This is a genomic window from Streptomyces sp. NPDC111802 (assembly GCF_055634335.1).
Map to the genome: position 1 here is coordinate 47,768 of NZ_JBVKCZ010000027.1, position 25,807 is coordinate 73,574.

Annotated in this window: 26 protein-coding genes; 14 read left to right on the forward strand and 12 right to left on the reverse strand. The window is 71.9% G+C overall.

What is annotated here, in order from left to right:
* Window positions 1-46 precede the first annotated feature (46 nt).
* From ACZ7NC_RS27665 to ACZ7NC_RS27695, 7 genes are all read left to right on the forward strand, one after another.
* Entirely contained in the window at window positions 47-1,132 is a 1,086-nt protein-coding gene (locus ACZ7NC_RS27665) for a nitronate monooxygenase (protein ID WP_471492176.1), read from the forward strand.
* The gene (locus ACZ7NC_RS27670; protein WP_471492177.1) at window positions 1,129-1,884 is read left to right on the forward strand and encodes a 16S rRNA (uracil(1498)-N(3))-methyltransferase; all 756 of its coding nucleotides are present in this window, start codon (window positions 1,129-1,131) and stop codon (window positions 1,882-1,884) included. Before ACZ7NC_RS27665 ends, ACZ7NC_RS27670 begins: the two co-directional genes overlap by 4 nt.
* Window positions 1,885-2,119: 235 nt before the next feature.
* The gene (locus ACZ7NC_RS27675; RefSeq protein WP_471492178.1) at window positions 2,120-2,635 is read left to right on the forward strand and encodes a hypothetical protein; all 516 of its coding nucleotides are present in this window, start codon (window positions 2,120-2,122) and stop codon (window positions 2,633-2,635) included.
* A 181-nt stretch (window positions 2,636-2,816) separates the two neighbouring features.
* Entirely contained in the window at window positions 2,817-6,008 is a 3,192-nt protein-coding gene (locus tag ACZ7NC_RS27680) for a S41 family peptidase (RefSeq protein ID WP_471492259.1), read from the forward strand.
* A gap of 119 nt (window positions 6,009-6,127) precedes the next feature.
* The gene (locus ACZ7NC_RS27685) at window positions 6,128-6,481 is read left to right on the forward strand and encodes a histidine triad nucleotide-binding protein (RefSeq protein ID WP_471492179.1); all 354 of its coding nucleotides are present in this window, start codon (window positions 6,128-6,130) and stop codon (window positions 6,479-6,481) included.
* A 12-nt stretch (window positions 6,482-6,493) separates the two neighbouring features.
* Window positions 6,494-7,399, forward strand: coding sequence for a ribonuclease Z (locus ACZ7NC_RS27690; protein ID WP_471492180.1), 906 nt, complete (start codon window positions 6,494-6,496; stop codon window positions 7,397-7,399).
* 20 nt (window positions 7,400-7,419) lie between these two features.
* Complete coding sequence (locus ACZ7NC_RS27695; RefSeq protein ID WP_471492181.1) at window positions 7,420-8,412, forward strand: adenosine deaminase; 993 nt, start codon at window positions 7,420-7,422, stop codon at window positions 8,410-8,412.
* Here the strand turns inward: ACZ7NC_RS27695 and ACZ7NC_RS27700 are convergent.
* Both ACZ7NC_RS27700 and ACZ7NC_RS27705 read right to left on the reverse strand, forming a co-directional pair.
* Entirely contained in the window at window positions 8,405-9,640 is a 1,236-nt protein-coding gene (locus ACZ7NC_RS27700) for an MFS transporter (RefSeq protein WP_471492182.1), read from the reverse strand. The two genes, ACZ7NC_RS27695 and ACZ7NC_RS27700, sit on opposite strands and share 8 nt — an antisense overlap.
* Window positions 9,641-9,849: 209 nt before the next feature.
* On the reverse strand, window positions 9,850-10,644 hold the full coding sequence (locus tag ACZ7NC_RS27705) for an IclR family transcriptional regulator (protein WP_471492183.1): 795 nt from the start codon (window positions 10,642-10,644) through the stop codon (window positions 9,850-9,852).
* A 137-nt stretch (window positions 10,645-10,781) separates the two neighbouring features.
* Here ACZ7NC_RS27705 and ACZ7NC_RS27710 point away from each other — a divergent pair, with 137 nt between their 5' ends.
* The 3 genes from ACZ7NC_RS27710 (at window position 10,782) to ACZ7NC_RS27720 (ending at window position 13,135) form a co-directional block, all read left to right on the forward strand.
* Entirely contained in the window at window positions 10,782-11,720 is a 939-nt protein-coding gene (locus tag ACZ7NC_RS27710) for a 5-dehydro-4-deoxyglucarate dehydratase (protein ID WP_471492260.1), read from the forward strand.
* Window positions 11,717-11,860 (forward strand): hypothetical protein, encoded by a 144-nt coding sequence (locus ACZ7NC_RS27715; protein ID WP_471492184.1) that lies wholly within the window; start codon window positions 11,717-11,719, stop codon window positions 11,858-11,860. The genes ACZ7NC_RS27710 and ACZ7NC_RS27715 overlap by 4 nt, the downstream gene beginning before the upstream one ends.
* Window positions 11,861-11,998: 138 nt before the next feature.
* Complete coding sequence (locus ACZ7NC_RS27720; protein ID WP_471492185.1) at window positions 11,999-13,135, forward strand: carbohydrate kinase family protein; 1,137 nt, start codon at window positions 11,999-12,001, stop codon at window positions 13,133-13,135.
* Between the two features lie 18 nt (window positions 13,136-13,153).
* Here the strand turns inward: ACZ7NC_RS27720 and ACZ7NC_RS27725 are convergent, their stop codons facing one another.
* The 3 genes from ACZ7NC_RS27725 to ACZ7NC_RS27735 all read right to left on the reverse strand — a co-directional run bounded on the left by ACZ7NC_RS27725 (window position 13,154) and on the right by ACZ7NC_RS27735 (window position 15,270).
* Window positions 13,154-13,954, reverse strand: a complete 801-nt coding sequence (locus ACZ7NC_RS27725; RefSeq protein WP_471492186.1) for a VOC family protein — start codon at window positions 13,952-13,954, stop codon at window positions 13,154-13,156.
* A gap of 112 nt (window positions 13,955-14,066) precedes the next feature.
* Window positions 14,067-14,420 carry a cytidine deaminase gene (locus tag ACZ7NC_RS27730; RefSeq protein ID WP_471492187.1) on the reverse strand — a complete coding sequence of 118 codons (354 nt, stop codon included), beginning with the start codon at window positions 14,418-14,420 and terminating at the stop codon, window positions 14,067-14,069.
* 28 nt (window positions 14,421-14,448) lie between these two features.
* Window positions 14,449-15,270 carry a helix-turn-helix transcriptional regulator gene (locus ACZ7NC_RS27735; RefSeq protein WP_471492261.1) on the reverse strand — a complete coding sequence of 274 codons (822 nt, stop codon included), beginning with the start codon at window positions 15,268-15,270 and terminating at the stop codon, window positions 14,449-14,451.
* 148 nt (window positions 15,271-15,418) lie between these two features.
* Between ACZ7NC_RS27735 and ACZ7NC_RS27740 the strand changes: the two genes are divergently transcribed.
* On the forward strand, window positions 15,419-16,882 hold the full coding sequence (locus tag ACZ7NC_RS27740) for an MFS transporter (protein ID WP_471492188.1): 1,464 nt from the start codon (window positions 15,419-15,421) through the stop codon (window positions 16,880-16,882).
* Here ACZ7NC_RS27740 and ACZ7NC_RS27745 read toward each other — a convergent pair.
* The 5 genes from ACZ7NC_RS27745 to era form a co-directional block, all read right to left on the reverse strand.
* Window positions 16,844-17,203: an MmcQ/YjbR family DNA-binding protein gene (locus ACZ7NC_RS27745; RefSeq protein ID WP_471492189.1), complete on the reverse strand. Its 360-nt coding sequence runs from the start codon at window positions 17,201-17,203 to the stop codon at window positions 16,844-16,846. The genes ACZ7NC_RS27740 and ACZ7NC_RS27745 overlap by 39 nt on opposite strands.
* A gap of 58 nt (window positions 17,204-17,261) precedes the next feature.
* Entirely contained in the window at window positions 17,262-18,563 is a 1,302-nt protein-coding gene (locus ACZ7NC_RS27750; protein WP_471492190.1) for a hemolysin family protein, read from the reverse strand.
* A complete protein-coding gene (ybeY, locus tag ACZ7NC_RS27755) occupies window positions 18,560-19,057 on the reverse strand; it encodes an rRNA maturation RNase YbeY (RefSeq protein WP_471492191.1) in 498 nt (165 codons plus the stop codon). Before ybeY ends, ACZ7NC_RS27750 begins: the two co-directional genes overlap by 4 nt.
* 12 nt (window positions 19,058-19,069) lie before the next feature.
* Window positions 19,070-20,128, reverse strand: coding sequence for a PhoH family protein (locus tag ACZ7NC_RS27760; protein WP_471492192.1), 1,059 nt, complete (start codon window positions 20,126-20,128; stop codon window positions 19,070-19,072).
* 320 nt (window positions 20,129-20,448) lie between these two features.
* Complete coding sequence (gene era / locus ACZ7NC_RS27765) at window positions 20,449-21,417, reverse strand: GTPase Era (RefSeq protein ID WP_471492193.1); 969 nt, start codon at window positions 21,415-21,417, stop codon at window positions 20,449-20,451.
* Window positions 21,418-21,582: 165 nt separating this feature from the next.
* Between era and ACZ7NC_RS27770 the strand changes: the two genes are divergently transcribed.
* Together ACZ7NC_RS27770 and ACZ7NC_RS27775 are read left to right on the forward strand one after the other, a co-directional pair.
* Window positions 21,583-22,902 carry an ammonium transporter gene (locus tag ACZ7NC_RS27770; protein ID WP_471492194.1) on the forward strand — a complete coding sequence of 440 codons (1,320 nt, stop codon included), beginning with the start codon at window positions 21,583-21,585 and terminating at the stop codon, window positions 22,900-22,902.
* Entirely contained in the window at window positions 22,899-23,237 is a 339-nt protein-coding gene (locus ACZ7NC_RS27775) for a P-II family nitrogen regulator (RefSeq protein WP_471492195.1), read from the forward strand. Before ACZ7NC_RS27770 ends, ACZ7NC_RS27775 begins: the two co-directional genes overlap by 4 nt.
* A gap of 78 nt (window positions 23,238-23,315) precedes the next feature.
* Here the strand turns inward: ACZ7NC_RS27775 and ACZ7NC_RS27780 are convergent, their stop codons facing one another.
* Complete coding sequence (locus tag ACZ7NC_RS27780; protein WP_471492196.1) at window positions 23,316-23,792, reverse strand: hypothetical protein; 477 nt, start codon at window positions 23,790-23,792, stop codon at window positions 23,316-23,318.
* A 161-nt stretch (window positions 23,793-23,953) separates the two neighbouring features.
* Complete coding sequence (locus tag ACZ7NC_RS27785) at window positions 23,954-24,808, reverse strand: helix-turn-helix transcriptional regulator (protein ID WP_471492197.1); 855 nt, start codon at window positions 24,806-24,808, stop codon at window positions 23,954-23,956.
* 118 nt (window positions 24,809-24,926) lie between these two features.
* On the opposite strand from ACZ7NC_RS27785, the gene ACZ7NC_RS27790 reads away from it, so the two are divergent.
* Window positions 24,927-25,781: an NAD-dependent epimerase/dehydratase family protein gene (locus ACZ7NC_RS27790; protein WP_471492198.1), complete on the forward strand. Its 855-nt coding sequence runs from the start codon at window positions 24,927-24,929 to the stop codon at window positions 25,779-25,781.
* Window positions 25,782-25,807 lie beyond the last annotated feature (26 nt).

Genomic DNA, 25,807 nt, shown 5'->3' on the forward strand with positions numbered 1-25,807 from the left:
TCAGACCCGATTCGGACTTGTTCGGAGGACGTGACAACATGCCGTCATGTCCTCCGCGCTGACCGATCTCTTCCCGCGCCCGATCGTGCAGGCCCCCATGGCGGGCGGCGTCTCCGTCCCGCAGCTCGCGGCTGCCGTGTCCGAGGCCGGGGGGCTCGGGTTTCTCGCCGCCGGGTACAAAACCGCCGACGGGATGTACCAGGAGATCAAGCAGCTGCGGGGGCTGACTCAGCGGCCCTTCGGCGTCAACCTGTTCATGCCGCAGCCCGAGTACGCCGACCCCGCGGCCGTCGACGTCTACGCTCATCAGCTGGCCGGTGAGGCCGCCTGGTACGAGGTCGAGCTCGGGGACCGCGACAGCGGGCGGGACGACGGCTACGACGCCAAGCTCGCCGTGCTGCTCGACAACCCGGTGCCCGTCGTCTCCTTCCACTTCGGCGTGCCCAGCGGTGACGTACTGGAGTCCCTGCGCCGCGCCGGCACCTTCACCCTGGTCACCGCCACCACGCCGGACGAGGCCCTCGCCGTGGAGCGGGCCGGCGCCGACGCGGTGATCGTGCAGGGCGTCGAGGCCGGCGGCCATCAGGGCACCCATCGCGACAACCCCGAGACCGACGGCAGCGGCATCGGACTGCTGTCGCTCATCGCCCAGGTGCGCGAGACGGTCGGCCTTCCCCTCGTCGCCGCCGGCGGCATCATGCGCGGCAGCCAGATCGCCGCCGCCCTCGCGGCCGGCGCCAGCGCCGCACAGCTCGGCACCGCGTTTCTCGCCACGCCGGAGTCCGGCGCCAACGCCCTGCACAAGCAGGCGCTGACCAACCCGCTGTTCGTCCGGACCGAGCTGACGCGCGCCCTCTCCGGACGCCCCGCGCGCGGTCTCGTCAACCGCTTCATGCGCGAGCACGGACCGTACGCCCCCGCCGCCTACCCCGAGATCCACCACCTCACCTCGCCGCTGCGCAAGAAGGCCGCCACGTCCGGCGACCCGCAGGGCATGGCCCTGTGGGCGGGCCAGGGGCACCGTATGGCCCGTGAACTGCCCGCCGGGCAGCTCGTGGAGGTCCTGGCCGCCGAACTGGACGTCGCGTCGACAGCGTTGTCGGCGTTCCCGCGGGGCGGTGCCGCCCGATGACCGCGCCGGTGTTCGTCGTCGAGTCGCTGGAGCGGGCCGCGCTGTCCGGAAGCGAGTACGTGCTCGACGGGCCCGAGGGACGGCACGCGGTCTCGGTGAAGCGGCTGCGGACCGGCGAGGAGGTCGTCCTCACCGACGGGCACGGGCGCTGGGCCGAGGGTGTGGTCAAGGCGGCCGAGGGCAAGGACCGGCTGGTGCTGGACCTGGGCGCGGTGGCCGAGGAGCCGCCGGAGCTGCCCCGGATCACCGTCGTCCAGGCCCTGCCCAAGGGCGACCGCGGTGAGCTGGCCGTCGAGACCATGACCGAGACCGGCGTCGACGCGATCGTGCCGTGGGCGGCCGCCCGGTGCATCACGCAGTGGAAGGGCGAGCGGGGCGCCAAGGCCCTCGGCAAGTGGCGGGCCACCGCGCGCGAGGCCGGCAAGCAGTCACGCCGGGTGCGCTTCCCGGAGGTCGCGGACGCGGCGACGACCAAGCAGGTCGCGGCACTTCTCGCCGGGGCCGACTTCGCCGCCGTACTGCACGAGGACCGCGACTACGGCAGCGAGCCGCTCGCGACGGCCGAACTGCCCGACGAGGGCGAGATCGTACTCGTCGTCGGACCCGAAGGCGGCGTGGCGCCCGAGGAGTTGGCCCTCTTCGAGGAGGCGGGGGCGAAGGCGTACCGTCTGGGCCGTACCGTCCTGCGCACCTCCACCGCCGGAACCGCGGCGACAGCACTGCTGCTCGGCCGCACCGGCCGCTGGTCCTGACCCCGGGAGGGCCGTCCGCCGGGGAACTCGCCCAAGTACGGCTGCCGTACGGGTGCTGCGCGTGGACGATCTGGACCAGCGCCCAGCCGTTCGGCTTCCCTGGCCCCCTCCCTCGCGGAACGAAAGAGCGAGAGCACGGAGTGGCCGTATGTGCCCTACCGTGTCGGCCGGGACAGTGGCAAGCTGCCCTCCCATGGGGGCGTTCAGGAGGATTTGGGGTCGTACGGATCGCCGCATGTCCGTGGCGCGCGTGGCCGGTGCGGCCGGGCTCGCGGTGGTCGCCGTCGGCGGGGTGGCCGGCTGTGATCCGGGTGGGCTGAGCGCCGCGACCGTGGCGTTCACGACCGATCAGACCGTGACCGCGGAGCTGGAGCGGCAGAAGGCCGATGTGCAGTGGCTCAACTGCACCGGCTCGTACGACGGCGGTGGCGGGAAGAGTTCGGCGACGGCCAGTGAGAACACCGTGGTCAAGGTCGACTGTGAGGGGGAGACCGGCGACGGCAAGGACATCACCGTCACCGGGCGGATCACCCGGGCCGTCAGCGGCTCCTGTGTGCGCGGGGACCTCGTCGCCAAGATCGACGGCAAGCAGTGGTTCCATGTCAACGGGCTGGGCAACTGCGACGCCACGCCCTCGCCCGTCAATCCGGGCGGTGGCGGCGGTCAGCAGCCCGGTCCCACCGTCACGGTGACCGTCACCAAGACCGTCTACTGCAAGGAGCACCCGAACTGCTGGCCGGAGGGCAAGTGACCGCGTCCCCCGCGGGAGTTCGGGGATGTGATCCAAGTGATCCAAAGGGCTGTTCGCGCACGCCGCCCTTGCTTAGGGTGATCAGGTGACACAGCCCGCGACGTCTGTTCCGGATCCGGCCGCACACTCCTCGGCCGCACACCCCGCACCCTCCTCGGCCGCACACCCCGCGCCCTCGTATCTGCGGTATCCGCATCTGCATGGCGACCTGGTCGCCTTCACCGCCGAGGACGACGTATGGCTCGCCCCGCTCGACGGCGGCCGGGCCTGGCGGGTCAGCGCCGACAACGTGCCGGTCACCCGGCCGCGCATCTCGCCCGACGGTACGACCGTCGCCTGGACCTCGACCCGCGACGGCGCCCCCGAGGTGCATATCGCGCCGGTCGACGGCGGGCCCTCCAAGCGCCTTACCCACTGGGGGAGTTGGCAGACCCGGGTGCGCGGCTGGACCCCGGACGGCCAGGTCCTCGCGATCAGTACCTGGGGCCAGGCGGGCAGCCGCCGCACCTGGGCCCACACGGTCCCGCTCGACGGCGGTCCCGCCACCACCCTGCCGTACGGCCCCGTCGGCGATGTCGTGCACGGGCCGCACCTGGTGCTCGCCTCGGCCCCGATGGGGCTGGAGGCGGCCCGGTGGAAGCGCTACCGGGGCGGCACGGCGGGCAAGTTGTGGATCGACCGGGACGCCCGCGACGGGGAAGGCGGCGGGGAGTTCGTACGGCTGCACGAGGAGCTGGACGGAAACCTCGAAGATCCCGTGTGGGTGGGGGAGCGGATCGCCTTTCTCTCCGACCACGAGGGAGTGGGAGCTCTCTACTCCTCCCTCGCCGACGGGTCCGACCTTCGGCGGCACACACCCATCGACGGCTTCTACGCCCGGCACGCGGCGAGCGACGGCACCCGCGTCGTCCACGCCTCCGCCGGTGAGCTGTGGCTCCTCGACGACCTCGACGGCGCCGAGCCGCGCCGGCTCGACATCCGGCTCGGCGGACAGCGCACCGACCGGCAGCCGTACGCGCTGAGCGCCGCCCGCGCGTTCGGGGAGGCCGCCCCCGACCACACCGCCCGCGGCAGCGCGGTCGCCGTCCGCGGCGCCGTGCACTGGGTCACCCACCGCTCCGGCCCCGCCCGCGCGCTCGCCGCCGAGCCCGGCGTACGGGCCCGGCTGCCGCGCACCTTCCGGGCGGAGGGCGAGGAGTGGGTGGTGTGGGTGACGGACGCGGAGGGCGACGACGCCCTGGAGTTCGCCCCCGCGACCGGCCTCGCGCCCGGGGCCACCCCGCGCAGGCTGGCCGCCGGGCAGCTCGGGCGGGTGCTGGAGCTCGCCATGGCACCCGACGGGAGCCGGGCGGCGGTCGCCGCGCACGACGGCCGGGTACTGCTCGTCGAGCGGGAGAGCGGCGAGGTGCGCGAGGTCGACCGCAGCGTCGACGGCGATGTGTCCGGGCTGGTCTTCTCGCCCGACTCGGCCTGGCTCGCCTGGTCGCACCCCGGCCCGCGCCCGCTGTGCCAGCTCAAGCTCGCCAACACCACCGACCTGTCGGTCTCCGAGGCGACCCCGCTGCGCTTCCAGGACTACGCGCCCGCGTTCACGCAGGACGGCAAGCACCTGGTGTTCCTGTCCACCCGGGCCTTCGACCCGGTCTACGACGAGCACGTCTTCGACCTCGCCTTCGTGGTCGGCTCCCGCCCGCACCTGATCACCCTCGCCGCGACCACCCCGTCCCCCTTCGGCCCGCAGCGCCACGGCCGCCCCTTCGACGCGCCGGACAAGGACGAGACGCCCGACAGCGAGGGCACCCCGACCACCCGCATCGACCTCGAAGGGCTCGCCGACCGGATCGTGCCATTCCCGGTCGAGGCCGCCCGCTACACGCATCTGCGGGCCGCGAAGGACGGCGTGCTGTGGCTGCGGCACCCCGTGCGCGGCGCGCTCGGTGCCGCCCGGGCCACCCCCGACGACCCCGAGCCCAAGACCGAGCTGGAGCGCTACGACCTCCTCCAGCGGCGCGTCGAGCATCTCGCCGACGACGCCGACGACTTCGAGGTCAGCGGCGACGGCAAACGGGTGCTGCTGTGGACCGAGGGCAGGCTCAAGGTCGTACCGAGCGACCGGCGGGCCTCCGGCGACGACGACAGCGACTCGAACATCACCGTGGACCTGACCCGGGTACGTCAGAGGGTCGACCCGGCGGCCGAGTGGCGGCAGATGTTCGACGAGGCCGGCCGCATCATGCGGGACCACTTCTGGCGGCCGGACATGAGCGGCGTGGACTGGGCGGGCGTACTGGACCGCTACCGCCCCCTGCTCGACCGGGTGGCGACCCACGACGACCTGATCGACCTGCTGTGGGAGGTGCAGGGCGAGCTGGGCACCTCGCACGCCTACGTCGCCGGGCGCGGCGGGTACGGCGGCGGGGCCCGGCAGGGGCTGCTCGGCGCCGACATCTCCCGCCACGCGGACGGCAGTTGGCGTATCGACCGGATCCTGCCGTCGGAGACCTCCGACCCCGAGGCACGGGCGCCGCTGGCCGCGCCCGGGGTCGCGGTGCGGGCGGGGGACGCGATCGTGGCGGTGGCCGGGATGCCGGTGGATCCGGTGACCGGGCCCGGCCCGCTGCTCGTCGGTACGGCCGGCAAGGCGGTGGAGCTGACCATCTCGCCGGCCGGGGGCGGTGAGGCACGGCACGCGGTCGTGGTGCCGATCGCCGACGAGCAGCCGTTGCGCTACCACGCGTGGGTGGCGGACCGGCGGGCGTACGTCCATGAGAAGTCCGGCGGGCGGCTCGGCTATCTCCACGTCCCGGACATGCAGGCGCCGGGGTGGGCCCAGATCCACCGTGACCTCAGGGTCGAGGTGGCGCGGGAGGGACTCGTCGTGGACGTCCGCGAGAACGGCGGCGGGCACACCTCCCAGCTGGTCGTGGAGAAGCTGGCGCGAAAGATCGTCGGCTGGGAACTGCCGCGCGGAATGCGGCCGTACAGCTATCCGCAGGACGCTCCGCGCGGGCCCGTGGTGGCGGTGGCGGACGAGTTCTCGGGGTCGGACGGGGACATCGTCAACGCGGCGATCAAGGCGCTGGGGCTCGGACCGGTGGTGGGGACGCGGACGTGGGGCGGCGTGATCGGCATCGACAGCCGGTACCAGCTGGTCGACGGCACGCTGATCACCCAGCCGAAGTACGCCATCTGGCTGGAGGGGTACGGCTGGGACGTGGAGAACCACGGCGTCGACCCGGACGTGGAGGTGGTCCAGCGGCCGCAGGACTGGGCGGCGGGCCGGGACGCCCAGCTGGACGAGGCGATCCGGATAGCGCTGGAGGGGCTGGAGACCAGTCCCGCGAAGACGCCGCCGACCCTGCCGACCCAGTAGGGGCGCGGGGCCGTACCGATGTGCGGCTCCGCCGCGTGGGCGCGACCAGCCACCGATCACCGCGGCCGACGACGATACGATGCCTGACGTAAACCACGCGCCCGACCCCCGGAGGGAACATGGCAGGGGAGCCGCAGGACGACTGTCTGTTCTGCAAGATCGTCGAGGGACATGTTCCGGCGACGATCGTGCGGGAGTCGGGGACGACCGTCGCGTTCCGCGACATAAACCCCCAGGCGCCCACCCACGTCCTGATCATCCCCAAGGCGCACTACCCGGACGCCGCCGCGCTCGCCACCGCCGAACCGACGCTCGCCGCGGACGTCCTGCGCGAGGCCCAGGTCGTCGCCGACGAGGAAAAGCTGGAGAGCTACCGCATCGTGTTCAACACGGGCACCGGCGCCGGCCAGACCGTCTTCCACGCCCACGCCCACATCCTGGGCGGCCGCGGCATGCAGTGGCCCCCCGGCTAGGTCGAAGTCGTCGTGTCCGTACGTGAGTTGGTCGTTCTCGGGACAGCGAGCCAGGTCCCGACCCGGCACCGGAACCACAACGGGTATCTGTTGCGGTGGGACGGCGAGGGGTTTCTCTTCGATCCCGGCGAGGGCACACAGCGGCAGATGCTGCGTGCGGGAGTGGCCGCCCATGATCTGAACCGGATCTGCGTCACCCACTTCCACGGCGACCACTCGCTGGGGCTCGCCGGGGTCATCCAGCGGATCAACCTCGACAAGGTTCCGCACCCCGTCACCGCGTACTACCCGCGTTCCGGGCAGCGCTTCTTCGACCGGCTGCGGTACGCCACCGCCTACCGCGAGACCGTCGACATCGCACAGGTCCCGATCAGCTCCGACGGCGTCATCGCCGACACCGGCGGCTACACGCTGCACACCGCCCGGCTCTCGCACCCCGTCGAGTCGTACGGCTATCGCCTCGTCGAGCCCGACGGCCGCCGCATGCTGCCCGAACGGCTCGCCGCGCACGGCATCAAGGGGCCGGACGTCGGGCGGCTCCAGCGGGAAGGGGCGCTGGGCGGGGTCTCGCTGGACGACGTGAGCGAGATCCGGCGCGGGCAGCGGTTCGCGTTCGTCATGGACACCCGGCTGTGTGACGGGGTGTACACCCTCGCTGACGGCTGCGACATGCTCGTCATCGAGTCCACCTTCCTGGCGGAGGACGCCGAACTCGCCGCCGAGCACGGGCATCTGACCGCCGGTCAGGCCGCCCGTGTCGCGCTCGACTGCGGCGTGCGGCATCTCGTGCTCACCCACTTCAGCCAGCGCTACACCGACCCCGACGAGTTCGAGCGGCAGGCACGCGACGCCGGCTTCGACGGGGAGCTGACCGTGGCCCACGACCTGCTGCGGGTGCCGCTGCCGAAGCGTCGATAGCATCGCCGTACGATGCTCCGATGCCCCTCCCGACCGCAGAACTGCACCTCCACATCGAAGGCACCCTCGAACCCGAGCTCGCCTTCGAACTGGCCGCCCGTAACCGCGTCGAGCTCCCGTACGGCGACGCCGAAGAGCTCCGCAAGGCCTACCAGTTCGAGGACCTCCAGTCCTTCCTGAACCTGTACTACGAGCTCATGGCCGTCCTGCGCACCGAGCAGGACTTCGCGGACCTCGCGAACGCCTACCTCGCCCGCGCCGCCGCCCAGGGCGTAAGGCACGCGGAGATCTTCTTCGACCCGCAGGCGCACACCAAGCGCGGGCTGGAGCTGGGCACGGTCGTCGAGGGGCTGTGGCGGGCGCTGGGGAGCAGCGAGGCGAACCACGGGGTCTCCACCCGGCTCATCATGTGCTTCCTGCGCGACGACTCCGCCGAGTCGGCCATGGACACGCTGCGCGCCGCCGAGCCGTATCTCGACCGGATCACCGGCATCGGCCTCGACTCGGCCGAGGTCGGGCATCCGCCGGTGAAGTTCCGCGAGGTGTACGAGGCCGCCGCCGCGCTCGGCCTGCGGCGCGTCGCGCACGCGGGCGAGGAGGGGCCGCCCGCGTACATCACCGAGGCCCTCGACGTCCTCGGCGTCGAGCGCGTCGACCACGGGCTGCGGTGCATGGAGGACCCGGCGCTGGTCGAGCGGCTGGTGCGGGAGCGGGTGCCGCTGACCCTGTGCCCGCTGTCGAACGTGCGGCTGCGCACCGTCGACACCCTCGCCGACCATCCCCTGCCCGCCATGCTCGACGCCGGGCTGATGTGCACGGTCAACTCCGACGACCCGGCCTACTTCGGCGGGTACGCCGGCGACAACTTCGACGCCGTACGGCAGACCCTCGGCCTGACCGGGGAACGGCTCCGGGAACTCGCCCGCAACTCGTTCCTCGCCTCCTTCCTGGAGGACGACGAGGAGCTGCGGGCGCGGTACCTGGCCGAGGTGGAGGCCTACGAGTTCACGTAGCCGGGGTCAGGCGGTCGGGTGCGGCCGGGGTGGCTTCGACGGTGTCCAACGGGATCTCGACGACTTCCACGACCTCGATGCCCTCGGCGATCTCGACCGTCCTCCGGGAGCTCCGGCTGCCGAGCGCCACGACCGTCATCGGTACGGCGATCACCAGCAGCCCCATCGCGAGGACCGCGCCCATCGCCGGGAACCCGGCCCACGCCGACAGCAAGCTCCCGGCCAGCGGTCCCGCCGCCGTGCCCAGCGAAGACGCCGAGCCGACGAGGACCGCCCAGCGGCCGCGCGCGTCGAGGGAGGCGGCGAGGCCGATGACGTACGACAGGACGATCGGGTAGAGCGTGTTCCAGGCGATCTCGCCGGTCGCGAAGGTCTTCAGGTCCGTGGCGGACGCGCTCACCGCGATACAGGCCGCGATGAGGACCGTACCGCCGCCGATCGGCAGTGCACGGCCGAGGCGTGGGCCGAGCGCGCCGGCACCCGTCACGCCCAGCAGCCCGGCGCCGAGCGCCACGGCGAACACCGCGCCGACCGTGGTTTCGGTCAGCTGCGCCTGCGTCAGCCCGATCCGGCCGCTGACGCCCCACAGGGAGTTCTGGGCGAGGGACCAGCACAGCATGCACACGGCGAGGACCAGGCCGGGGCGGCGGTGCGGGAGGCGGGAGGCGGGCCGCGCCTGCGGTTGCGGGGCGCTGCCCGACGGCAGACGGCCCGTCAGCGGCCATACGGCGAGCGCGGTGAGGGCGATCGCGGCCAGGGGCTGGCCATGGCCGGGGCCGAGGTGCGGGACCGTCAGATAGACGGCCCCCGCGAGGGCGGAGACGCCGAGCAGGCCGACCGTGGTGGCCCGGTGCGGGTCGGGCTGGGCGGCGATGCGGGTGGCGGCGACCGCGGTGGCCGTACCGGAGCCGAAGCCGCCGAGCAGCACGCCCAGGACGACGGCCGGGACGGAGTGCGCGAGGGCCGCGCCGCCGTAGCCGAGCAGGGCCAGGGCGAGGCCGAAGCGGGCCAGCCGGCGGGCGCCGATCCGCTCGACGCGGGAGGCCAGCAGGAAGCCCGCCGACGCCGAACTCAGCAGCAGCGCGCTGCCGACTGCGCCCGCCTGGGTGGGGGAGAGCGGAAGTCCGGAATCGAGCCTGCCGACGACCGTCGGCAGCAGATACGGGGCGAGGTACCCGGCCGTGAAAAGGGCGACGAGGGGCCAGGGGGTGGTGCGGGGGGCGAACACGGGCGTTCCCAGGGCATGCGAAAGGAGCGGCTCAGAAGGGGGAGGGGCGCAGGCCGTCGACGGACAGGAACGCGCGGGCAATTTGTATCAAGCCAGGGGAGGCGCGAAAAAGCGGGGGCGGTGTGATCTGAGGCACGTTCTGTTTGGGATGGGGCGAGCCGGGTAGAAGTGCCGCCCTCCTGAGCCCTCCTCGGCTTGTGCGGGCGCTCTCACCTGCGCCAGTGCACCGCCCCGCGCCCGCCGCCCCCGCCGGGAACCGTCGCCTCGATCTTCGCCCTGATCTCCCGCATCACCGCGACGATTCGCTCCTCGTGCTCGGCCGACAGCCGCGCCACCGGCACCGAGCAGCTGATCGCGTCCTGGACCGGGGAGTCGTAGCGCAGGGCGAAGCCGAAGCCGACGATGCCGGGGACGCCCTCCTCGCGGTCGACCGACCAGCCGCGTGCCCGCACCTCGGCGAGGTCCGCGGCGAGAGAGGCGCGAGTGGTGTGGGAGTTGGGGGTGAGGGCCTGGTACGGGCCCTCGGGGAGGTCGGAGTCGGGGCGTTCGGCGAGCAGTGCCTTGCCGAGGGCGCCCGCATGTGCCGGGAGGCGCCGGCCGACCCTGCTGATCGTCCTGAGGTACTCGTGCGACTCGCGCGTCGCCAGATACGCCACGTCCCGGCCGTCCAGCCGCCCCATGTGGATCGTCTCGCCCAGCGCGTCGGACGCCTCGTCGAGATACGGGCGTACGACGCGGACGCGCGGGTCGGAGTCGAGGTAGCTGGTGCCGGTGAGCAGGGCGTGGATGCCGATGCCGTAGAGGGAGCCGGTGACGTCGGTGCGGACCCAGCCGCGCGAGATCAGGGTCTGGAGCAGCGCGTACATGGAACTGCGCGGCACGGCCAGTTCGTCGGCCAGCTCCTGGAGACGCGCCGGGCGGTCACCGCGCGCGGCGAGGAGTTCCAGCAGCTCGACCGTCCGCGCCGCGGACTTCACCTCGCGGACGCCGCCTGTCTCTGACATGGGCCGATGGTAATCGGGCCGACCGTGGCATTGACGGTCCTGGTTCGCCTATCTAATCTCGATTCTCATACGTGGATGAGATCTACATGGGAAGACGGCGAGAGGTGGCGAGGGGGATGACGAGGGCGATGACGAGGGTGAGCCTCGATACGGACACGGCCCGGCGTCTGCGGGACGGCATGGCGCAGGGAGTGCTGTCGTTCCCGCTCACGAGCTTCCACGAGGACGGCTCGCTCGACCCGGACGGCTTCCGCGCCTATGTCGCCGACCGGCTGGCCACCGCCCCCGGCGCCCTCTTCCCCGCCTGCGGCACTGGCGAGTTCTTCTCGCTGGACGAGGACGAGTACCGCCAGGTCGTCTCGATCGCCGTCGAGGAGGCGGGCGGGCGTGTGCCCGTCGTCGCCGGGACCGGGTACGGCTGGGCGCAGGCCGTCCGCTTCGCGCGTATCGCCGAGGAGGCCGGCGCCGACGCCCTCCTGGTCCTGCCGCACTATCTGATCGCCGCGCCGCAGGACGGCCTGGTCGCCCAGCTGGAGCAGATCGCGGCCCGTACCCGCCTCCCGCTCATCGCCTACCAGCGCGGTCAGGTCGCCTTCACGGTCGGGTCGTTCAAGCGGGTCGCCGGCATCCCGGGCGTCATCGGCCTCAAGGACGGCCACAGCGACCTCGACCGGCTCCAGCGCCTCACCCTCGCCGCCCCCGAGGACTTCCTCTTCTTCAACGGCGCCCTCACCGCCGAGGTCCAGGCCCGCGCCTACGCCGCCGTCGGCGTCCCCGCCTACTCCTCCGCCGTGCACGCCTTCGCCCCCGAGATCGCGAACGCCTTCTTCGGCGCCCTCGCCGACGGCGAGCACGGCACGGTCGACAAGCTGCTGCGCGGCTTCTACGTCCCGTTCGTGGAGCTGCGCGACCGGGTGCCCGGATACTCCGTGTCCCTGGTGAAGGCCGCGGCCCGGCTGCGCGGCCACCCCGTCGGCCCCGTACGCGCCCCGCTCACCGACCCGTCGGCCGCCGACCTGGCCGACCTGCGCACCCTGCTCGCCACCGGACTGGACCTCGTGGGAGCCGCCCCGTGAACCTCACCATCACGGACGTCCGCCTGACCCCGATCCTGGTCGCCGGCTCGGACGGCCTGCGCTCACCTGGGACCTCGCCCGCCTGGCCCTCGCCGACCCGACCCGCCCCGCCCCGAGGGATCGGGCGGCCCCGGCCCTGATCAGCCGCTCGGCCGGCCGGCGTCAGCCAGGGGCGTGGCTCGGTCGGTGACGAGGCGGGGCTCGGGGCAAGATCGTGGTGGCGTTGTCGGTGGTGTGGTGCAGACTGGCCAGATCCGCATCACGTCAGGGAGCGCACCGTGACCACGCCCACCGCGCCCACCGGAAAGGGGCCCTCGGCGACGAGGCCGTACCGCAGGGCCCAGGTCGACCCCCTCGTCGGCCTGCGCGCGCCCGCCGACCCGCCCTGGGACGTGTATCTCACGGGCACGGTCTTCCTGGACATCATCTTCACCGGGCTCGACTCGGCCCCGGTGCGCGGGACGGAGTCCTGGGCGCGCGGGATGGGCTCCAGCCCCGGCGGTGTGGCGAACATGGCCACCGCCCTGGCCCGCCTCGGCCTGCGGACGTCCCTCGCGGCCGCCTTCGGCGACGACCACTACGGCGACTACTGCTGGGACGCGCTGGAACAGGGCGAGGGCATCGACCTCTCGCCGTCGCGCACGGTCCCGGGCTGGCACTCGCCGGTGACGGTCTCGATGGCGTACGAGGGGGAGCGCACCATGGTCTCCCACGGCCACGAGCCGCCCCCGGAGGAGCCCGCGCCGGACTGCCCGCCCCGCGCGCGGGCCGCCGTGGCCTCGCTGGTGCCGGGCATCCGCGCCCCCTGGATCGCCCAGGCCGCGAGCAAGGGCGCCCGTATCTTCGCCGACGTCGGCTGGGACGACACCGGGGCGTGGGACCTGGCGGGGCTGGCGGACCTGGAGCACTGCGAGGCATTCCTGCCGAACGCGCAGGAGGCGATGCGGTACACGGGCACCGACTGCCCCCGCAAGGCGGCCCACGCCCTGACCGCGCACGTCCCGCTGGCGGTGGTCACCCTCGGCGCGGAGGGCGCGTACGCGGTGGACGGCAGGACCGGGGAGACGGCCGAGGTCCCCGCCATCGCCGTGGAGGCGCTGGACCCGACGGGCGCCGGTGACGTCTTCGTGGCCGGCTTCGTCACCGGCACCCTGGCCGACTGGCCCCTGGCGGACCGCCTGGCCTTCGCGGGCCTGACCGCCGCCCTCTCGGTGCAGGAGTTCGGCGGCTCCCTGTCCGCCCCCGGCTGGGCCGAGATCGGCGCATGGTGGCGCCAGGTCCAGTCCCTCGACCGGCAGGACCCCGAGGCCCTGCGCCGGTACGCGTTCCTGGCGGACCTGGTGCCGAAGGAGGCGGGAAGACCTTGGCCGCTGCGCAGGGCGGTGCCGACGATCGGCTTCAGACGGTCGGCGTGAGAGCGGCCGTGGCCGGGCTCAGCTCGGCGTCGCCGGCGTCAGCACCACGAAGTCCGCGTTCGACGGATCCAGGCACACCGCCAGCCGGCCGACGCCCTCCGCGTCGTCCGGGCCCATCTGCACACTGCCGCCGTTCTCGGTGACCTTGGCGACCGCCGCGTCGCAGTCGTCGACATTGAAGACCGGGTGCCAGTAAGGCCGCCCGTTCGCCAGCGCGAGGTTCTCCGCGGGCAGCTCCATCAGGCCGCCCTGCATACGGTCCTCGGGCAGCCCGGCCGGCGTGATGAGGGTGTACGCGCCTCCGCCGCCCGGCAGTTCCATATCGCTGTACTGCCAGCCGAAGACCTCGCCGTAGAACTCCTTCGAGGCCGCGGCGTCGCTCGTGTACAGCTCGGTCCAGGACAGCGAGCCCGTCTCGTCCGCCAGCTCGAAGCCCGAGTTCTTCCCCGGCTGCCACACGGCGAACTGCCCGCCCAGCGGATCGTTGAACTGCGCCATCCGCCCCCAGTCCTCGAGGTCCATCGGCGCCACCCGTACCGTGCCGCCCGCGCCCTGCACGGCCTGCGCCGCGGCGTCCGCGTCGGTGACGGTGTAGTAGATCATCCAGGCCGACCGCGCCCCCTCCTCGGTGAGCTTGCCGAGCCCGGCGACGGTCTTGCCGTCCTTCTTGAACATCCCGCCTTCGAATTCCTCCCCCTCGCCCATGGACTCGTACTCCCAGCCGAGCACCGCACCGTAGAAGGCCGCGGAGGACCGTACGTCGGGGGCGCCGAGGTCGAGCCAACAGGGGGAGCCGGGGGCCTGGTCGGTGGTGATCATGACGATTCCCTTCCGCCGATCCGGTATCCCCTCAGCCTGACACCCGGCACTGACAATCGCCCGTCGGATGCGCACGGCGCGGGTGACGAACACCGCCCTCCCGGCTGGGATCTCAGCCCGCCGTCACCGTCGTACGCACCGCCCCGTCCGGCCCCGCCACCAGCACCGGCGTCCCAGGACCGCCGAGATCGCGCACCGCGGCCCGGTCCTCGTCCGACGCGCCCTCGGCCTCCGTCACGACCGCCGCCGCCTCCAGCGACGTCGCTCCCGACGCCACCGCCATCGCCACCGCCGTGCGCAGCGCGCTCAGCTTCAGGGAGTCCAGGGCGACGGTCCCGGCGACATACGTCCGCCCCGTCTCGTCCCGTACGGCCGCACCCTCGGGCACGCCGTTGCGGGCCCGCGCGGAACGGGCCAGGGTGACGATCTTGCGGTCCTCGGGGTCAAGCGCGCTGTTGTCGGTCATGACGTGAGCATACGTAGCGCCACCAGCACTATCCGGCCACGGGGTACATGGCCCCGCGCCGCCCTTCCGGGGAGGCCAGCCACTCCATCTTCGCCGCCGTGTTCGCCTCGTCCAGGGGCGTGTGCAGGACGATCGACAGATCGGGCCGCACCGGCATCGTCATCACGCTCGACTCCATGCACAGCAGCCCGACCAGCGGATGCTCCAGCTCCTTGCGGATCTGCCCGGCGTCCTCGATGTCCCGCCGCTCCCACAGCGCGGTGAACTCCTCGCTGGACGCCTTCGCCTCGGACAGCACGGCCTGGAAGCCCTCGTCGTCGGGATTGGCCGAGCAGACCGCGCGGAACTGCGCGACGACCGTGGCGGCGTTCTCCTCCCAGTTCCTCGCCCGCGACCGGTACATCGGGTCGGTGAAGTAGTCGAGCAGGCAGTTCCACCGCTTGCCGGGCCGCATGCCGAGCACCGTCGCGGCCGCGTCGTTGTGCATCACGCCGTTGTAGTACTTGTCCATGATGTGCGCCGGATACGGCATCCACGCGTCCAGCAGCCGCCGCAGCCCGTCGCACATGTCCTGCTTCTCGGGCGCCACTTCGGCCACCGGCGGATTCAGCCCGGCGAGCAGATACAGATGCCGGCGCTCGGCGTTGCTCAGCCGCAGCACCCGGGCCACGGAGTCCAGCACCTGGGGCGAGACGGAGATCTCCCGCCCCTGCTCCAGCCACTGGTACCAGGAGGCGCCCACCCCGGCGAGCACCGCGACCTCCTCGCGCCGCAACCCCGGTGTACGGCGCCGCGCCCCGCCGTCGGGCAGGCCCGCCTCGCCCGGTGTCACCCGGGCCCGCCGGCTCATCAGGAACTCGCGCAGCTCGCGCCGCCGATGGCTCTTCAGCACGCCCTCGGACACGTACGGATCCCCCTCATCCCGTTGGCTGGTGGTGCCACCACCAGCACAACTTCCCGCTCCCCACGGCTATTCCGGTGCCCGCAAGCTCTTGCCCATGGCGATCGACACCACCACGTCCACTCCCACTTCCGCCCCATCACGCGACTCACTCGACACTCCCCGGATGTCGACGCGCGACAAACTCGTCCTGTTCGTCCTGTGCGCCGCCCAGTTCATGGTCGCGCTCGACTTCTCCGTCCTGAACGTCGCCCTCCCCGTCCTCGGCGCCGATCTCGGCATGAGCCCCTCGGCGCTGCAGTGGGCGGTCACGGCGTTCGCGCTGCCGTCCGGCGGCTTCCTGCTCCTGTTCGGCCGCATCGGCGATCTGTACGGCCGCCGCAGGCTGTTCCTCACCGGCCTCGCCCTGTTCGCCGCCGCCTCCGTGCTCGCGACGTTCGCCTGGGACCCGGCGTCCTTCCTCGCCGGACGCGCCCTGCAGGGCCTCGGCGCGGCGGTCATCGTCCCGACGGGCATGTCGCTGCTGACGACCACCTTCGCCGAGGGCCCCGCCCGCGACCGCGCGCTCGGCATCTCGGGGACGCTGATGTCCCTCGGCTTCACCATCGGAGTGGTCGCGGGCGGGGTTCTGACCGACGCGCTCGGCTGGCGCTCCACGATGGGCCTGCTCGCGCTCTTCGCGCTGGTCGTGCTGCCACTCGCGCCCGGCCTGCTGCCCGAGTCGCGCACCCCGCGGCGCCCGCACCTGGACGTGCCGGGCGCGGTCACCGTCACCGGCGGTCTGCTCTCCCTGATCTACGCCCTGACGACGGCCGCCGACCACGGCTTCGCCCGCGCCGACGTCATCACGACACTGATCGCCGGCCTCGCGCTCCTGGCCGCCTTCGTGGTCGTCGAGTCCCGCGCCCAGGCGCCGCTGGTCTCCCTGCCCATGCTGCGCCGCCGCACGGTGGCGTGGGGCAACCTGGGCGGGCTGATCACCTTCTCCATGATGTCGACGGTGGTGTTCGTCCTCACCCTCTACCTCCAGGAGATCCTGCACCTGTCGGCCTGGCAGACGGGCCTGGTCTTCGGTGTCCAGGGCGTCATGTCGGTGATCGCGGGCACGCTCACCCCGCGCTTCGTCAGCCGCCTCGGAGCACGCCGCACCCTGGTGGTCTCGCTCGTCGGCCAGGGCGCGTTCATCGCGGGCCTGCCGTTCCTCGACACCCACATCTGGTCCGTCTGGCTCGCCACGGCCGCCGTCTCGCTGGCGAGCATGTTCCACCTCGGCGCGATCATCTCCTACGGCCTGACGGTCACCTCCGGCGTCCCCGACGAGGAACAGGGCCTGGCCACCGGCCTGGTCACCTCGACCCAGCAGATCGGCATCACCATCGGCATCCCGCTGCTGGGCGTCCTCGCCACCACATCCGACGACCTGCTGTCCGGCACCCGCACGGTGATGGCACTGAACGCGGCGATCGTCCTGACCGCGGCGGCCCTGGTCGCCCTCGGTCTGCGCACCCGGCGGACGGCCGGCTCAGGGACGGTCGAGACGGAGCCGCTCGGCTCTAGGTAGCCCCGCCACCACGAGGTCGTACGAGTCCTCGACGAGCTCCCGGACAACGCGGTCCGGGAGCTCGCCGTCTGCCGTCACCGTGTTCCAGTGCCGCTTGTTCATGTGCCAGCCCGGGACGATCAGCCCCGGATACTCCCCGCGCAGCCGTACCGCGTCCTCCGGGTCGCACTTCAGATTGACCGTCAGCGGCCGCGCGTCCAGGTTGGTCAGGGCGAAGAGTTTGCCCAGCACCTTGAAGACCGAGGTCTCGGGGTTGAACGGGAAGTCCTCCACGCTCGCGTTGAAGGACAGGCACAGGGCGCGCAGTTCCTGAGGGGTCATACGAACGGCTCCTTGCCGGTGGTCACTGCCGTACGGCTCAAGGCCCCGTCGGTGTGCGTCACTCGTCCTGCTTCTCCATGGACTCGGCCCAGTCGACCGGCTCCACCAGAACCGTGACGATCTTGTTCCGGCGGCCGGCCGCGGCCTCCGCGGTCAGGCGCAGCTCGCGCCCGTCGGGCAGCTCGACCTGGGACGACGCCCCGGCGATCGGGACCCGGCCCAGCGCCTTGGCCAGCAGTCCGCCGACGGTCTCCACGTCCTCGTCGTCGTACTCGTCGAGGCCGTACAGCTCGCCCAGGTCGGTGATGTCCAGGCGGGCGGTGACGCGGTAGCGGTCCTCGCCCAGCTCCTCCACCGGCGGCAGCTCACGGTCGTACTCGTCGGTGATCTCGCCGACGATCTCCTCGAGGATGTCCTCGATGGTGACGATGCCCGCGGTGCCGCCGTACTCGTCGATCACGACGGCGACGTGATTGCGCTCCTTCTGCATCTCGCGCAGCAGGTCACCGGCGTTCTTGGTGTCGGGCACGAAGAACGCGGGCCGCATCGCCGTCGACACCAGCTCGCTCTCCGCGTCCCGGGAGATGTGCGTCTTGCGGGCCAGGTCCTTCAGATACACCATCCCGACCACGTCGTCCTCGCTCTCCCCGACGACCGGTATGCGCGAGAAACCGGAGCGCAGGGCGAGCGTGAGGGCCTGGCGGATGGTCTTGTAACGCTCGATGACGACGAGGTCGGTGCGCGGAACCATCACCTCCCGCACCAGCGTGTCGCCCAGTTCGAAGACCGAGTGCACCATCCGGCGCTCCTCGTCCTCGATCAGCGACTCCTTCTCGGCGAGGTCGACCAGCGCACGCAGCTCCGCCTCGGAGGCGAACGGGCCGCGGCGGAAGCCCTTGCCGGGGGTGAGGGCATTGCCGATGAGGATCAGCAGATAGGGGATCGGCCCCATGATCCGCGCGAGCGGCAGCAGGACGTACGCCGCCGCCGTCGCCGTGTTCAGCGGATGCTGGCGGCCGATGGTGCGAGGGGAGACTCCGACGGCGACGTACGACACCAGGACCATGACCGCTATGGCGACCAGCAGGGCCTCGGTGGTGCTGTCGAACTCCTTCAGGCTGGCGTAGGTCACCAGCGCGGCGGCGGCCATCTCGCAGGCCACACGCACCAGCAGCGCCACATTCAGATAGCGCGTCGGGTCGGCGGCGACCAGCGCGAGCTTCTCGCTGCCGCGCCGGCCGCTGCGTACGGCCTCCTCCGCGCGGAAGCTGGAGACGCGCGCCAGGCCCGCCTCCGCGCAGGCGGCCAGCCAGGCGACGACCACCAGGGCGATGGCACCGGAGACGAGGGGGAGGCTCATGACACGGTCGGGGCCGGGGAGGGGCCGGTCAGACCCTTCTCCGCACGCCAGCCGTCCACGATGGCGGCCTGCAGACCGAACATCTCGGCCTTCTCGTCGGGCTCCTCGTGGTCGTACCCGAGGAGATGCAGCACACCATGGACGGTGAGCAGCTGGAGCTCCTCGTCCATGGTGTGCTGGGTGGGCGCTTCCGTCCCCTGCTTCGCGGCGACCTCGGGGCACAGCACGATGTCGCCGAGCAGCCCCTGGGGCGGCTCCTCCTCGTCCTTCGAGGGCGGCCGCAGCTCGTCCATGGGGAAGGACATGACATCCGTCGGACCGGGCAGGTCCATCCACTGGATGTGGAGCTGCTCCATGGCGTCGGCGTCCACGACGATCACCGAGAGCTCGGAGAGCGGGTGGATGCGCATCCGTGCGAGTGCGTAGCGGGCGATGTCGAGGATCGCCTGCTCGTCGACCTCGGTTCCGGACTCGTTGTTGACGTCGATCGACATGGTCGCGCTGGTCTACTTCCGTTTGTTACGGGCGCCCTTGTGGGTGCCGTTCTCCGTGCCGTTGAGGCTGTCGTACTTCTCGTACGCGTCGACGATACGACCGACCAGCTTGTGCCGTACGACATCGTGGGACGTGAGCCGGGAGAAGTGGACGTCGTCGAGGCCCTCCAGGATGTCCTGGACCTGACGCAGACCCGACTTCGTACCGGTCGGCAGGTCGACCTGGGTCACGTCACCCGTGATCACGATCTTCGAGTCGAAGCCGAGGCGGGTGAGGAACATCTTCATCTGCTCGGGCGAGGTGTTCTGGGCCTCGTCCAGGATGATGAAGGCGTCGTTGAGCGTACGACCGCGCATGTACGCGAGCGGGGCGACCTCGATCGTCCCGGCCGCCATCAGCCGCGGGATCGAGTCCGGGTCCAGCATGTCGTGCAGCGCGTCGTACAGCGGGCGCAGATACGGGTCGATCTTCTCGTACAGCGTGCCGGGCAGGAAGCCGAGGCGCTCGCCGGCCTCGACCGCCGGGCGGGTCAGGATGATGCGGTTGACCTGCTTGGACTGGAGGGCCTGGACGGCCTTGGCCATGGCCAGGTAGGTCTTGCCGGTGCCCGCGGGGCCGATGCCGAAGACGATGGTGTGCTTGTCGATGGCGTCGACGTACCGCTTCTGGTTGAGCGTCTTGGGGCGGATGGTGCGGCCGCGCGAGGACAGGATGTTCTGTGTGAGCACTTCGGCAGGGGTCTCCTGGCCGTCGCCCTCCCCGTTCTCACTCGCCCGCAGCATGGCGATCGAGCGTTCCACTGCGTCCTCCGTCATCGGCTGTCCGGTGCGGAGCACCAGCATCATCTCGTCGAACAGGCGCTGTATCAGGGCGACTTCCGCGGAGTCCCCGACCGCGCTGATCTCATTGCCCCGGACGTGGATGTCGGCCGCCGGGAAGGCCTTCTCGATCACGCGCAGCAGGGAGTCGCCGGACCCCAGCACCGTCACCATGGGGTGCTGGGCGGGGACGGTGAACTGTGCTCTCGCCTGTCCCTGCGCGGGTGTGTGAGCTGTGGGTGTCTGAGTCATGGGCCGGCTCGAAGGCCTTGCTCGTCCTCCTCGATACGACTCGCCCGCCACAGGGGCGGTCTGGCGATTTCAAGGGTACGCCGGGGGACTGACAAGGCCGTAGGCCTTTTCGCAGGGCAAGTCTTCACGGCGCCGCGATGCCGCTCACGCGGGGCGCGCGCCCTGGCACGGGCCCGGATTCCTCGCCCCCGCCGCCCCTACCCATTCCCGTCCCCTGGGGGCTGCCGCCCCCAGACCCCCGCTTCGGCCCTGAACGGGCCTCGTCCTCAAACGCCGGACGGGCTGGATATCCGGTCCGGCATCGGGGGCGGGAAGTGGGGTCAGAAGCCCAGCTTGCGCAGCTGTCGGGGGTCCCGCTGCCAGTCCTTCGCGACCTTCACATGCAGGTCCAGGAAGACCGGCGTACCCAGGAGGGCCTCGATCTGCTTGCGGGACTTGATGCCGACGTCCTTCAGGCGCTTGCCCTTGGGGCCGATGACGATGCCCTTCTGGCTGGGACGCTCGATGTAGACGAAGGCGTGGATGTCGAGCAGGGGCTTGTCGGCGGGGCGGTCCTCGCGGGGGAGCATCTCCTCGACGACGACCGCGATGGAGTGCGGGAGCTCGTCCCGTACGCCCTCCAGCGCGGCCTCACGGATCAGCTCCGCGATCATGACCTGCTCGGGCTCGTCGGTGAGCTCGCCGTCGGGGTAGAGCGCCGGCCCCTCCGGCAGGAGCGGCACGATCAGGTCGGCCAGCAGGCCCACCTGTTGGTCGCCGACCGCCGAGACGGGGACGATCTCGGCCCACTCGAAGCCCAGTTCCCGGCCGAGCTGGTCGATCGCGATGAGCTGCTCGGCGAGGGTCTTGCCGTCCACGAGGTCGGTCTTCGTGACGATCGCGATCTTCGGCGTCTTCTTGATCGACGCCAGTTCCTTCGCGATGAAGCGGTCGCCGGGGCCGAGCTTCTCGTTCGCGGGCAGGCAGAAGCCGATCACATCCACCTCGGCCCAGGTGGTGCGCACGATGTCGTTGAGGCGCTCGCCGAGCAGGGTGCGCGGCTTGTGCAGTCCGGGGGTGTCCACCAGGATCAGCTGGGCGTCGGGCCGGTGCACGATCCCGCGCACCGTGTGCCGCGTCGTCTGCGGCTGGTTGGCGGTGATCGCCACCTTCTGGCCGACCAGAGCATTCGTGAGAGTGGACTTGCCCGCGTTGGGGCGGCCCACGAAGCAGGCGAAGCCGGCGCGGTGGGGTGCCTCCGACGATGCCGACGGCTCGGATGACTTGCTGCGAACGCTCATGGCGCCCATTCTCCCTGATCCACAAGCCCCGGCCGCACAAGGGAGCGACCACCCCCCGCTCTGTGAGCGTCCGGAAACCTTCACGCAATGAAACACCCCGGAAACATGCTCGTGCACAGCCGGAAACGCAGCCCCGTGACGCTCTGACGAGCCCCCGCACCGTTGGAGACCACCGTGCCCCTCGCCGCCGCAAGCGTCGACACCGGCGACACCGCCTGGCTGCTCGCCGCCACCGCCCTCGTCCTGCTGATGACCCCGGGCCTGGCCCTGTTCTACGGCGGCATGGTCCGCACGAAGAGCGTCCTCAACATGCTGATGATGAGCTTCGTGTCCATCGCCCTGGTGACGGTCGTATGGCTGGCCTGCGGCTACTCCCTCGCCTTCGGGGACGACGCCGCCGGCGGTCTCATCGGCGGGCTCGACCACGCCGGTATGGCCGGCCTCGGACCGGACAGCGTCCAGGGCACCGTCCCCACCCTCCTCTTCGCCACCTTCCAGCTGACCTTCGCGATCATCACGGCCGCGCTGATCAGCGGCGCGGTCGCGGACCGGGCGAAGTTCGGGGCGTGGGTCGTGTTCGTGCCGGTGTGGGCGCTGCTCGTATACGTTCCCGTCGCGCACTGGACCTGGGGTCCCGGCGGCTGGATCCTCGAACACCTCGGCGCCCTCGACTTCGCCGGCGGTCTCCCCGTCGAGATCACCTCCGGCGCCTCCGGGCTCGCCCTGTGCCTGGTCCTCGGCCCGCGGCTAGGGTTCAAGAAGGACGCGATGCGGCCGCACAACCTGCCGATGGTCGTGCTCGGCGCCGGTCTGCTCTGGTTCGGCTGGTTCGGGTTCAACGCCGGATCCGCCCTCGGCGCCAACGGCCTGGCGGCCGCCGCCTTCCTCAACACCCTCGCCGCCGGCTGCACCGGCCTGCTCGGCTGGCTCTTCGTCGAGCAGAAGCGCGACGGTCACCCGACCACCCTGGGCGCGGCGTCCGGCGCGGTCGCGGGCCTCGTCGCCATCACGCCGTCCTGCGGCTCGGTCTCCCTCCTCGGCGCGCTCGTGATCGGCCTCGCCGCCGGTGTCGTCTGCTCGTACGCCGTGAGCTGGAAGTTCAAGTTCGACTACGACGACTCCCTGGACGTCGTCGGCGTCCACCTGGTCGGCGGTGTCGTCGGCACCCTGCTGATCGGCGTCTTCGCGACGGCCACCATGACGGGCGGGGCGGAGGGCCTGCTGTACGGCGGCGGCCTCGCGCAGCTCGGCAAGCAGCTGGTGGCGATCGTGGCCGTGGCGGCGTACGCCTTCCTCGTCACCTACGGCATCGGCAAGGTCATCGACAAGGCCATGGGCTTCCGGGCGAGCGAGGAGCAGGAGCAGACCGGCCTGGACCTTACGGTGCACGCCGAGACCGCCTACGATCACGGGGTCCTGGGGCACGGCGCCCCGGTCACCTCGTCCCTCTCCTCCTCCGTCCCCGCCGCCCAGAAGGTCAAGAAGCAGGCATGAAGCTCATCACCGCGATCGTCAAGCCGTACCGGCTGGACGAGGTCAAGACCGCTCTCCAGGAGATCGGTGTGCACGGTCTGACCGTGACCGAGGCGAGCGGCTACGGCCGTCAGCGCGGGCACACCGAGGTGTACCGCGGCGCCGAGTACCGGGTCGACCTGGTGCCGAAGGTCCGCATCGAGGTGGTCGTGGACGACGCGGCGGCCGAGGACGTCATCGACGCCGTCGTGAACGCCGCCCGGACCGGCAAGATCGGCGACGGCAAGGTCTGGGCGGTGCCGGTCGAGACGGTCGTACGGGTACGGACGGGCGAGCGCGGCCCCGACGCGCTGTGAAGCCGTAGGGCCGGCGAGCGGTAAGCCGTACGGCCGTGGCACCGCCGGGACCGCGCCCCGGTCAACGCGTCACGCGTCTCAGTCGAACACGAACGGGCCCGGCGACTGCGGCCCGGTCGCCGTGCAGGTGATGGTGATGCCGAAGACGGTCATCCGAAGCGAGCCGCCGAAGGCCTCCAGGCTGTCCCCGGAGGCCACGGTGCCGCTGAGCGGGCCGACCTGGACGGGGTCGCCGGCGGCCATCGCCGGGTTCTCGGTGCCGGAGAAGGCGACGGTGCCGCCGCCCGCCTTCACCAGGGTGAGCGTCGAGGAGATCGAGTCCTCCCCGAGCGCGATCGGCGCGGTGATCGCGGAGGAGTTGACGGCGATGGTGGCCGCGGTGCCGTCCTGTGTCGCGGTGAGCGTGGCCTCGCCGCCGCCGAAGCTGCCGCAGTCGGCGGTGATCGTCGCGGTGGCGGGGGTGACGGCGAGGGCGGCGGGTGCGAAGGCCAGGCCGGTGACGGCGAGGGCCCCGGCCGCCAGGGCCGCACCTGCTCCGATGCGCGTTCGTCTCATGGGATCGGCTCCCTTTTCGGGGGTGGGGGGATTCGGTGGGTGGGGTTGCTCGGCAGGTGGGTGCGGACACAGCGAGCCGAGACCGAATCTGACGGTCCGTCGGAAACCGTCGGTTCCATTGATGCGCGTGGTGCGGGATGCGGCAAGGGTGTTTTCCGGCCTCAACCACCGGCCGTGCTGGGCGACATGTCCTGCAGTCCCACCACGCGCAGCAGCTGGAGGCGTTCGTAGGACTCCGTGCCGGGACGGGCGGAGTGGACGACCAGGAGGTGGTGGTGCTCGTGGCTGACCATGACCTCGCAGTCCAGCTCCAGCAGGCCGACCAGGGGATGCACGAACCGCTTGGTCGCCCGGTTGCGCTGGGACACCTCGTGCTCGTCCCACAGCCGGGAGAACTCCTCGCTCCCCGCGCGCAGTTCGGCGACCAGCGCGGCCGGCTCCGGGTCGTCGGGGCGGGCCGCGGCCACCGCGCGCAGGGTGGACACCTGGGCGCGCGCGTGGACCTCCAGGTCCTCCGGCGGGAAGAGTGTGCGGGCGGCCGGGTCCAGGAAGAACAGGCGCATCAGATTGCGCTCGCGCCGCGGGCGGGACATCACGTCGCCGACCAGCGCCCTGGCCATCGCGTTCTGCGCCAGCACCTCGCCGCAGTCGTTCACCACCTGCGCCGGTGTGTCGTGCAGCCGGTCCAGGATCAGCAGCAGCCCGGGACGGACATGCGCCGACGCCGTCTCACGCCGCGGCGGCTCCTCGCCGGCCAGGTGGAACAGGTGGTCCTGCTCGACGTCGGTCAGACGCAGCGCGCGGCCCAGGGCCGTCAGCATCTGGCGGGACGGGCGCGGGCCCCGGGACTGTTCCAGCCGGGTGTAGTAGTCCACCGACATCCCCGCCAGCTGCGCGACCTCCTCACGGCGCAGGCCCGGCGTACGACGCCGGGAGCCCGATGTCAGACCCACGTCCGAGGGGGCCAGCCGGGCGCGGCCGCGGCGCAGGAAGTCGGCGAGTTCGGCTCGGTTCACCCCTCCAGCCTGCGGCACGGCGCGCGCCTTATCCAGGGACTGCCGATCCCCTGATCAACGGGTCTCTCCCGCCCGCACCGGCCCCGTCCGAGGGTGGTCGTGACGAGAGGAGCAGAACATGCTGACGTTGGTGACAGGTACGACGGGACAGGTCGGCCGCCGCTTCGCGCCCCGGCTGCTGGCACAGGCCCGGCCGGGGGAGCAGGTGCGGGTGCTGGTACGTGACTCGGCACGGGGCGAGCCGTTCGCCGAGCTGGGCGCCGAGGTGGTGGTCGGGGATCTGCGGGACACCGAGGTGCTCGGCAAGGCCGTCGCCGGGGTCGACGCGGTCGTGAACGTCGCCGCGTCCTTCCGCGGAGTGCCGGACGAGGAGGCGTGGGCGGTCAACCGGGACGCGGCCGTGGAGCTGGGCCGTGCCGCGCTGGCCGCTGGGGTGCACAGGTTCGTGCAGGTCAGCACGGGACTGGTGTACGGCACCGGACGGGGCCGCCCGCTCACCGAGGACGACGAGAGCCGGCCCGGCGGGGCGATGTGGGGTGCCTACCCCGAGTCCAAGGCGGAGGCCGAGCGGGAGCTGCTCGCGCTGGAGGGCCTGGACGTGCGGGTCGGCCGGCTCCCCTTCGTCTACGGCGAGGGCGATCCGCACCTCGCCCAGTCCCTGATGTGGGCGCGGAACTGGGCGGCCGCCCAACGGCTCCAGATGGGCCATCACGCGGACGTCGCCCAGGCGCTTCTGCGCATCCTGCACGCGCCGGGCATCGCCGGCCGCGTCTACAACATCGCCGACGACGCCCCCGTCACGGCGGTCGAGCTGCACCAGCTCAACGGCGTCGACATCCCCGCCGAACTGTACGAGCGCACGGACCCCGACCCCTGGCACGTGATCACCTCCACCGACCGTATCCGCCGCGAGCTGGGGTACCGGCCCCGGTATCCGTCGGTCTATGCGGCCCGGGACGCCGGAGCGCTCTGATCGGGCCGGTGGGCGCCCCCGCCGGG